This is a genomic window from Immundisolibacter sp. (assembly GCF_028696615.1).
GTDB lineage: Bacteria > Pseudomonadota > Gammaproteobacteria > Immundisolibacterales > Immundisolibacteraceae > Immundisolibacter.
This window is the reverse complement of the sequence record NZ_JAQVGQ010000089.1, coordinates 1-9666: the sequence shown is the minus strand read 5'-3', so window position 1 is coordinate 9666 and position 9666 is coordinate 1. Positions and strand designations below refer to the sequence as shown.

General features: G+C 68.5%; 9 protein-coding genes and 1 pseudogene. 9 read left to right on the top strand and 1 reads right to left on the bottom strand.

Features of this window, described 5'->3' with window-relative positions:
- The 4 genes and pseudogenes from PHC73_RS13955 to glnE all read left to right on the top strand — a co-directional run.
- A pseudogene (locus tag PHC73_RS13955) lies at positions 1-103 on the top strand (RNA-binding protein); the annotation flags it as partial.
- Positions 104-364: 261 nt separating this feature from the next.
- The gene (locus tag PHC73_RS07470; protein WP_300126333.1) at positions 365-610 is read left to right on the top strand and encodes a DUF1244 domain-containing protein; all 246 of its coding nucleotides are present in this window, start codon (positions 365-367) and stop codon (positions 608-610) included.
- Positions 611-752: 142 nt separating this feature from the next.
- Positions 753-1298, top strand: a complete 546-nt coding sequence (locus tag PHC73_RS07465; RefSeq protein WP_300126331.1) for a glycine zipper 2TM domain-containing protein — start codon at positions 753-755, stop codon at positions 1296-1298.
- A gap of 431 nt (positions 1299-1729) precedes the next feature.
- A complete protein-coding gene (glnE, locus tag PHC73_RS07460; protein WP_300126329.1) occupies positions 1730-4612 on the top strand; it encodes a bifunctional [glutamate--ammonia ligase]-adenylyl-L-tyrosine phosphorylase/[glutamate--ammonia-ligase] adenylyltransferase in 2883 nt (960 codons plus the stop codon).
- 142 nt (positions 4613-4754) lie between these two features.
- Here the strand turns inward: glnE and PHC73_RS07455 are convergent, their stop codons facing one another.
- Entirely contained in the window at positions 4755-5546 is a 792-nt protein-coding gene (locus tag PHC73_RS07455; protein WP_300126327.1) for an enoyl-CoA hydratase, read from the bottom strand.
- Between the two features lie 80 nt (positions 5547-5626).
- On the opposite strand from PHC73_RS07455, the gene PHC73_RS07450 reads away from it, so the two are divergent.
- The 5 genes from PHC73_RS07450 to PHC73_RS07430 all read left to right on the top strand — a co-directional run.
- A complete protein-coding gene (locus tag PHC73_RS07450; RefSeq protein WP_300126325.1) occupies positions 5627-6547 on the top strand; it encodes a hydrogen peroxide-inducible genes activator in 921 nt (306 codons plus the stop codon).
- 158 nt (positions 6548-6705) lie between these two features.
- Positions 6706-7128 carry a rubrerythrin family protein gene (locus tag PHC73_RS07445; protein WP_300126323.1) on the top strand — a complete coding sequence of 141 codons (423 nt, stop codon included), beginning with the start codon at positions 6706-6708 and terminating at the stop codon, positions 7126-7128.
- A 122-nt stretch (positions 7129-7250) separates the two neighbouring features.
- Positions 7251-8609 (top strand): heterodisulfide reductase-related iron-sulfur binding cluster, encoded by a 1359-nt coding sequence (locus PHC73_RS07440; protein WP_300126321.1) that lies wholly within the window; start codon positions 7251-7253, stop codon positions 8607-8609.
- A gap of 3 nt (positions 8610-8612) precedes the next feature.
- Positions 8613-9200, top strand: a complete 588-nt coding sequence (locus tag PHC73_RS07435) for a DUF3501 family protein (RefSeq protein ID WP_300126319.1) — start codon at positions 8613-8615, stop codon at positions 9198-9200.
- A 179-nt stretch (positions 9201-9379) separates the two neighbouring features.
- The coding region (locus PHC73_RS07430) for an NfeD family protein (RefSeq protein ID WP_300126318.1) at positions 9380-9666 on the top strand (287 nt) is incomplete at its 3' end.

Sequence of the window (9666 nt, the reverse complement as noted above, 5' to 3'; positions counted from 1 at the left end):
AGCGGCCATCCAGCACCTGAACGGCACCGACATGGGCGGACGCGCCCTGCGCATCAACGAAGCGCAGGAACGTGCCCCCCGCCCGCCGCGCCGCCCGCGTTAGCGAAGCGCTCACGTCTTGACGTCCAGCGCCGGCTGCCCCGACCTGAATCGATGACGTAAGCCATTGATTGATAGACGGCTTATCGGGAATTTGCCGCAATGTAGCAAACTGAAAATTCCAAGATATGGAATTGTTTCAGTGTTTCCTGCCGCAGCAGCCTGCCCCTCGGGTGGGAAGCGCTGGCTGAGAGCGCTCTCCAAACGCCGCCCCGCGCTGCATCGCCGCTGCGGGGGTTCGTGTTATACGCCCCGGAGCCGATCCATGGACGCCGACCTGCAAACCCAGATCGAGGCGGCCGCCTTCCGTCGCCTGCTCGCGCACCTGCAAGACCACACCGAAGTGCAAAACATCGAGCTCATGAACCTGGCCGGTTTCTGCCGCAACTGCCTGGCCAAGTGGTATCGCGCCGCCGCCGCCGAGCTCGGTGCCGACGTGGACGACGCGCAGGCGCGTCAACTGGTTTATGGCATGCCTTACGACGAATGGAAGCGGCTTTATCAGAAATAATCGCAAGGGAACGCTGAGGAAAATGTTAGCATTTTCAGTGTATACCCGGCGGAAGCGCTGAAATAAATCAGCGCTTCCTCGAGCGAACCCCGCGCCACGAGCAGGCAACGCCCGTGGCCGTCGTTGCTTTTGGAGGACCCGTATGGCCACCACCCGCATCGCCCAAACCGTCTGCATAGCACTGCTGTTGTCGCTCGGCGCCTGCCGCGACAAGACCAACGTCGCCGACGGCCAGACCACCGAACCGCCGGCCGCCACGCAAGCCCAGCAAGCCGAAAAGCCGCCCGCCGAGCCCACCGGTGGTGTCCCGACGAGTCGCGCAGCGGCGCCGTCGCAACCCCTGCCTGCGCCGGTGTGCGCCGACTGCGGCACCGTCACCAACGTGCGCAGCTACCAGGTCAAAGGGCAGGCCAGCGGGGTTGGTGCGGCCGTCGGCGCGGTGGCAGGCGGCCTGCTCGGGCACCAGATCGGCGGCGGCACCGGCAAAAAAATCGCCACCGTGGCCGGCGCCGTCGGCGGCGGCCTGGCCGGTCACGAAATCGAAAAACGCCGCCGTTCCGAAACCCAATGGGAAGTGACGGTGCAAATGGACGACGGCCGCACGATTACCCTGCCGTATGCGCAGGCGCCGGCGGTGTCGGTGGGCCAGAAAGTGCGAGTGGTCGGCGGCGCGGCGGTGCCGCGTTGAGGAGGCGCCCACCAGGCCGTCGAATAAAGGGCTTCCTGCTTTTTTTCAACTCGGCTCGTCGCGGCGCCTGTCCGCAACGAGCCTGCCCAGTCAAGCGCTTGATTGGCGGGCAGGCCATCCCTAGGGAAACGCTTACTTCTTGACCTCCGGGGCAGGATGCCCAGGCGTGAATCAAGGGCGTAAGCTCTTGATTCACTGAGCGTCGCGCGAGCGTGTGCCGCGCGACGGCGAGCTGAAAAATTCCAGGGAGGGAGTTTTTCAGCGTTTCCCTAGCTCGTCGCGCCTCGAGGGCCGGGGCAGGGTGCCCCGGCCTGGGGCGTGGGCGTAAACCGTCGATTATTTGAGCGCCGGTTTAGCGGGCGGACGCCAGCGGCCGACCAGCGCCGACGCCCGACATGTGGCCCGCCGCCGCGCACTAGCCGAGCAAACCCATGACCGATGCCCCCGCCGCCGAGCCCGACACACTGACCACCCTGCCGGACCGCCTGCGCGGCGGTGTTCGACAAACCCTGGTCGAGCTGACGCAGCAGGCCGAGTTGGCGGGCCTGACGGCGATCGGCGATTGGTGGCAGTCGGCGCCGCGCGTGCTGGCGAGCAGCCGCTTTGTCGGCGAACTGTGCCTGGCCCGGCCGGAACTGCTGGCCGAGCTGATCACCAGCGGCCGCCTGGATGCCGCACTCAGCCCCGCCGACCTGCGCGCCACCGTCGAGGCCGATCTGGCCGATGTGCAGGACGAGGCCGGTCTGCGCGCGGCGCTGCGCCGGCTGCGGGCACGCGAGATGCTGCGCATCGCCTGGCGTGACCTGGCCGGCTGGGCCGATCTGGACGAGACGCTCGCCGCGCTGTCGGCGCTGGCCGATGCCTGCATCGAGGGGGCCTTGCAGCGCCTGCACGGCTGGCTTGCGGCGCAGCTCGGGCAGCCGCGCGCGGCCGACGGCAGCCCGCTGCGGCTGGTCGTGCTCGGCATGGGCAAGCTCGGCGGCGAGGAGCTCAATTTTTCATCCGACATCGACCTCATGTTTGCCTTCGAATCGGCAGGCGTGTGCGACGGCCCGCGCGCGCTCGACGCCGAGGAGTTTTTTCTGCGTCTTGCGCGGCGGCTGATCGGCGTGCTCGACGAGCTGGACGCCAACGGCCGGGTATTCCGCGTCGATGCGCGCCTGCGACCGTTCGGCGACAGCGGACCGCTGGCGATCTCCTTCGACGCCATGGAGGACTACTACCAGACCCACGGCCGCGACTGGGAGCGCTACGCACTGATCAAGGCGCGCCCGGTGGCGGGTGACCTCGCCGCCGGCGAGCGGCTGCTGCGGCGGTTGCGGCCGTTCGTGTTCCGCCGCTACCTCGACTTCGGCGCCATCGAGGCCATGCGGTCCATGAAGGCGCTGATCGTCGAGCAGGTGCGCCGCGAAGGTCTGCAGGATCACATCAAGCTCGGCGCGGGCGGCATCCGCGAGGTGGAATTCATCGGCCAGGTGCACCAGTTGATCCGCGGCGGGCGGGAGCCGGACCTGCGCTGCCGCGGCATCCGCCAGGTGCTGCGCCTGCTCGGCGAGCGCGGTCACCTACCGGCCGAGGACGTGGCCGAACTGCTCGCTGCGTATGCTTTTTTGCGGCGGCTGGAAAACCGCCTGCAGATGCTGGACGACCGCCAAACCCACCAGCTACCGGCCGATCCTGTGGACCGCGAGCGCCTGGCGCTGGCCATGGACTACCCCGACTGGGAAAGCTGCGCTGGCGCGCTCGCCGACTGGCGCGCCCGCGTGCACCGGCATTTTCAGTCCCTGCTCGGCGATGACGCGCGCGCGCCGGCGCCGGCCCAGCCACTGTGGCCGGACCGTCTGGATGCGCCGCAGGCCGCCGCCGAGCTGACCGCGCTCGGTTACCGCGACCCGGCGCAGGCGCTCGCTCATTTGCGTGCGTTGCGCGACGGCCGTGCCTGGCGCGTGGCCTCGGCCACCGCCCGCCAACGCCTGACCGCGCTGCTGCCCGGCCTGCTGCGCGCCGCTGCCGGCACCCCCCAACCGGAGCTCACGCTCGGGCGCCTGTGCGGCCTGCTCGAGGCCGTGACCACGCGTTCGGTCTACCTGGCCATGCTGCTCGAGCACCCGCCTGCGCAGGAGCACCTGGCGCGGCTGATGGGCATGAGCGCCTGGATCGCCGACTGGATCAGCGCCCATCCGGTAGTGCTCGACGAGCTGCTGGACGCGCGCACGCTGTACCTGCCGCAACAGGCGGCGGACCTCGAGCGCACGCTCGATCGGGCGCTCGCCGGCGTGCCGGCGGACGACCTCGAAACCGCCATGAACGTGCTGCGCGAGCACCGCCACGCCGCCGCGTTGCACGTGGCGGCGGCCGAAATCGGCCACCTGCTCGACCCGGCCGAGGCGCCCAAGGCGCTGACCACGCTGGCCGAAGTACTGCTGCGGCGCGCGCTGGCGCTGGCGCGCGCGCAGCTCGAACAGCGCCACGGCCGCCCGCGCGATGCCGCCGATCCGACCCGCGAGGCGCCGCTGCTGGTGCTCGGCTACGGCCGCCTAGGCAGCGGCGAGCTCAACTACGAGTCGGACCTCGACCTGGTGTTCCTGCACGACGGCGCCGGCGGCAGCAGCGACGGCGCCGCGCCGCTGCCCAACGAAACCTGGTTCGCGCGCGTCGTGCAGCGCCTGACGCACATCCTGACCACGCTCACGCCGGCCGGCCGGCTGTATGAGATCGACGTGCGCCTGCGCCCGTCCGGCAACGCCGGCCCGCTGGTGACTACGCTGGCCGGCTTCGAGAGTTATCAGCTCGGCGAGGCCTGGACCTGGGAGCACCAGGCGCTGGTGCGGGCGCGGCCGGTGGCCGGCGATGCCGCGCTCGGCGAACGCTTCGAGGCGGTGCGCCGGCGCGTGCTGTGCCAGGCGCGCGACATGACCAAACTGCGCGCCGACGTCACCGACATGCGCGCGCGCATCCAGCGCGAAAAACGGCTGCCCAAGGAGGGTTTCGACCTGAAACTCAGCCCTGGCGGGCGGGTCGATGTCGAGTTCATCGCCCAGTACCTGGTACTGGCGCACGCCCATGCGCAGCCGGCCATCACGGGGCCGCGCGGCACCGCCGACATCCTGCGCCTGGCCGGGGAGCTTGGTCTTTTGCCGGCCGAACAGGCCGCGGCGCTGGCCGACGCCTTCGTCACACTGTGCGCCCGCGAGCGCCACCAGACGCTGCAGGGCGCCGGCGGCGTGGTCGATCCGGCCGCCGTGGCCGGACCGGCGCAAACCGTGACGCAGGCCTGGGCCGCGCTGTTCGGGCCCCGGGAAAGAGCTTCCTGAGGAAATATCTGAAAAACTCCCTCCCTGGAATTTTTCAGCTCGCCGTGGCGCGGCACACCCCCGCGCGGCGCTAGTTGAATCAATGGCTTACGCCCGTGATTCAGGCCGGGGCATCCTGCCCCGGAGGTCAATACGTAAGCGTTTACCAGTTCGGCGGGCGCTTTTCCAAAAACGCGTCGATACCCTCGGCGGCCTCGGCCATGAGCAGGTTCTTCGCCATCACGGCGCCCATCTGGGCATAGGCCGCCGCCTCGTCGAGACCGAGCTGCGCCTGCACGGCGGCCTTGCCTAGGCTCAGCACCGCCGCTGGCCGGCTGGCGATGTGCACCGCCAGCTCGCGCGTGCGGGCCTCGAGCTCGCCGGTCGGCACCACCCGGTTAACCAGGCCGAAGCGCAGCGCCGTGGCGGCGTCGATGAGCTCGCCGGTGAACAGCATTTCCATGGCGTGCTTGTAGGCGACGTTGCGCGTCAGTGCCACCGCCGGCGTGCTGCAAAACAGGCCGATGTTGACGCCCGGTGTGGCGAAGCGCGCGTGATCCGACGCGATCGCCAGATCGCAGCTCGCCACCAGCTGGCAGCCGGCGGCAGTGGCCACGCCGTGCACCTGCGCGATCACCGGGTGCGGAAAGCGCCGCAACGCCAGCATCACCTCACCGCACAGGCCAAACAGCGCGCCGGCCGCCGCCTCGTCCGGCAGTGCGCGCAGTTCCTTCAGATCATGCCCGGCACAGAACGCCGGCCCGGCGCCGGCCAGCACCAGCACCCGCACGGCCGGATCGGCGGCCAGCTCGGCCAGCGTGGACTTCAGCGCCTGCAGCATGGCCTCGGACAAGGCGTTGCGCTGCGCCGGGCGGTTCAGCGTCAGGCTGGTGACGCCGGCGGCATCGCGGTCGACCAGCACTACGGGATCGGCAACGGACTCGGGTGGGTTCATGGCGGGCCTCGCAAGCGCAGCTAACCACACGGGGCCGGCACAATAGCGCATCCTGGCCCGCCTTCCCAAGTCGAGTCCACATGACCCTGAACGAACTGCGCTACGTGGTGGCGGTGGCGCGTGAACGACATTTCGGCCGCGCCGCCGCGCATTGTTTCGTGAGCCAGCCGAGCCTGTCGGTGGCCATCAAAAAGCTCGAGGACGAACTCGGCGTGCCGCTGTTCGACCGCCTGCCGGGCCACGTGCAGCCGACGCCGATCGGCGAGCAGATCGCCGAACAGGCGCGCCGCGTGCTGGCGGATGTCGAGACCATCCGCGCGCTGGCCGCCAACGCCAAAGACCCGCTGGCCGGGCCGTTTCGCCTCGGCGTGATCTTCTCGATCGGCCCCTACCTGCTGCCGCGCCTGATCCCGCGCCTGGCGCAGCGCGCACCGCGCATGCCGCTGATCATCGAGGAGAACTACACCGACGAACTCGGCGCACGCCTGCAGCGCGGCGAGCTCGACGCGGTGGTGCTGTCACTGCCCTACCGCGCGCCCGACATCGACGTGCAGCCGATCTACCAGGAACGCTTCGTGGTGGCGCTGCCGCCGGGCCACCCCTGGACGGCACAGGCCAGCATCGATCCCGCACAACTCGGCGACGAGAACGTGCTGCTGCTCGGCCCGCGGCACTGTTTTCGCGACCAGGTGCTGGCGCTGTGCCCGACCCTGTCGCACAAGGCCGGCCAACAGCGCCTGGAGGGCAGTTCGCTCGAGACCATCCGTTACATGGTGGCCAGCGGCGCGGGCATCAGCGTGCTGCCGGTGGGCGCACTCGGCGAGACGCCGCGCGATCGGGCGCTGCTGGCGGTACGGCCGTTTCGCGGCACCGCGCCCTACCGGCAGGTGGCGTTGGCTTCGCGCAGCGACTTCTACCGGCCGCAGGCGATCGAGGTTCTGGCAAAGGCGATCGCGCAGTGCGCGCCGGATGCCGCCGGCACGTCACCGGCTTTGAGCTAGAATCGCCGTGGGCCGGGTTTTGATAGAGGCACTCTATCGGGGGCATTGGAAAATTCAACTTCCATCCCCATATCCGCCCCGCTACGATGCATAGCCGTGACGGAGCCGTCGCCATTGGCGGCCGCCGCACGGTGCAATCCACTGCAGGAGGTCACGATATGGCTACTTTGAAAGGCAGCAAGACCGAAGCGAATCTGAAAGAGGCTTTCGCGGGCGAATCCCAGGCCAACCGGCGTTATCTGTATTTCGCCAACAAGGCCGACGTGGAAGGCTACAACGATGTGTCCGCCGTGTTCCGCTCCACCGCCGAGGGTGAAACCGGCCACGCGCATGGCCACCTCGAGTACCTGGAAGCGGTCGGTGACCCGGCCACCGGCCTGCCGATCGGCGGCACCGCCGACAACCTGAAGGCGGCCATCGCCGGCGAAACCCACGAGTACAGCGACATGTACCCGGGCATGGCCAAGACGGCGCGCGAGGAAGGCTTCACCGAAATCGCCGACTGGTTCGAGACCCTGGCCAAGGCGGAGCGTTCGCACGCCAACCGCTTCCAGAAGGCTCTGGACACCCTGGGCGCCTGAGCCCGGGCGGCTTTGGGCGGGGACCGGCGACGGTCCCCGCCGGCCGGTTTCGCGCGGCGCAAGGCCGCTGCATGCAGACTTCGACCGATCCGACCTCAGCCTGCACGACAGGAGCATCACCCATGGCCGATTCCGAGTCCCGTGCGCCGATCCGCGAGGGCAGCCTGGAAGCCCCGACCCGGCACGCCATCGAGTGGAAAAGCGCCGAGTATTACGACCAGACGGCGCTGTTCGAGGAGCTGGAACGCGTCTTCGACATCTGCCACGGCTGCCGGCGCTGCGTGAGCCTGTGCCAGTCGTTCCCGACCCTGTTCGACCTGGTCGACGAATCCTCGACCATGGAAGTGGACGGTGTCGCCAAGGAGGATTACTGGAAGGTAGTCGACCAGTGCTACCTGTGCGACCTGTGTTACATGACCAAGTGCCCGTACGTGCCGCCGCACCCCTGGAACGTGGACTTCCCGCACCTGATGCTGCGCGCCAAGGCGGTCAAGTTCAAAACCAAGGGCGCGTCGTTCCGGGACCGCTTCCTGACCTCGACCGATCTGACCGGCAAGCTGGCCGGCATCCCGGTGGTGACGGAAACCGTCAACGCCGTCAACCGCTTCAAGCCCGCCCGCCAGGTCATGGAAAAGGTGATCGGCATCCACGTCGACGCCGCGCTGCCGGCGTTCGCGAGCAAGCCGCTCGCGCGTCGCTTCAAGGACCAGGCCAGCGCCAACGCCGCGCTCACGCCCACGCCCGGCGCCACCACCACCGGCAAGGTGCTGCTGTTCGGCACCTGCTACGGACACAACCAGATGCCGGAGCTCGGCGAGGATCTGGCCGCCATCTTCCGCCACAACGGCCTGCCGGTGACGCTGGCCGAGGACAGCCGCTGCTGCGGCATGCCGAAACTAGAACTGGGCGACCTCGAATCGGTGGAAAAGCTCAAGCAGCACAACCTGCCGGCGCTGGCCGCCTACGTGGACCAGGGCTACGACATCGTGGCGCCGGTACCGTCCTGCGTGCTGATGTTCAAGCAGGAGCTGCGGCTGATGTTCCCAGACGACGCCGACGTGCAGAAGGTGGCCGCGCGCATCTACGACCCGTTCGAGTACCTCATCGCCCGCCACAAGGACGGGCTGCTGAAAACCGACTTCAAGCGGTCGCTCGGCAAGGTCGCCTACCACCCGCCGTGTCACCTGCGGGTGCAGAACATCGGCCTGAAGACGCGCGAGGTGTTACAGCTCATCCCCGGCACCGAGGTGGTGGCGATCGAGCGCTGTGCCGGTCACGACGGCACTTATGGCGTGAAGCGCGAAACCCACCCGTTCGCCATGAAGATCGGCACGCCGGTGTTCAACCGCGTGCGCGAGATCGACCCCGCCCACTACGCCAGTGACTGCCCGATCGCCTGCAAGCACATCGAACACGGCGTCGGCGGCGGCAAACCGTCCGAGCACCCGCTGCAGCTGCTGCGCCTGGCCTACGGAATCTGAACCATGCAGAAACTCACCCGCGCCGATTTGTTGTCGCTCGAGCAGTACGCCGAGCAGCGGCCGGCGTTCCGCGCCCGCGTGCTCGAGCACAAAAAGCCGCGTCAGGTTCGGCTCGGCCCGCACGCCACGCTGATCTTCGAAGACCGCCTGACCATCCACTACCAAATCCAGGAAATGCTGCGTGCCGAGCGCATCTTCGAGGCGCGCGGCATCCAGGATGAACTCGACGCCTACAACCCGCTGATCCCGGACGGCAGCAACCTGAAGGCGACGTTCATGCTCGAGTACGCCGACGAGGCCGAGCGGCGCCGCGAACTGGCCAAACTGATCGGCGTCGAGGACCGCGTGTGGCTGCGCGTGGCCGGTCACGAACCGGTATATGCCATTGCCGACGAGGACCTGGAGCGCGAAAACGACGAAAAAACGTCGTCGGTGCACTTCCTGCGCTTCGAGCTCACACCGGCCATGATCGCGGCGCTGAAAGGCGGTGCCCCGCTCGCCGCCGGCATCGACCATCCCAACATGACGGTGACGGTCGATCCCCTGCCGGCGGCGACGCGCGACGCGCTGGTGGCTGACCTCGACGGCTGAGGCATTGATTCAGCTCGCCTAGCGCGCTACACACCCGCGCTAGGCGAGCTGAACAAGACCCGGGAAGACCCCCGCGCCCGTCGCCAACCTGGCCGCCACAGCAAGGTTGATCGACCGCGACGGCCTTTTGCGATCGCCTGTTACCATGCCGCGCGCATTCACGCCCCGGCGAGGACACGATGCTCTACTGGCAATGGCTGGCTCTTGGCATGGCGCTGCTGATGGCCGAGCTGTTTCTGGCCAGTTTCTTCGTGTTCTGGTTTGGCCTCGGTGCGCTGCTGGTCGGCGCCGTGCTGTGGTTCAAGCCCGACCTCGATCTGGCTTGGCAGTTGCTGCTCTGGAGCGTGACGTCCGGCCTGCTGACGGCACTGTGGTTCCGTTATTTCCGCCCGCTGATGAAAGACCGCACCCGGGCCGGCGACGCGCGCGCCGCCGCCATCGGTGAGTGCGGGCGCGTCATCCGGGC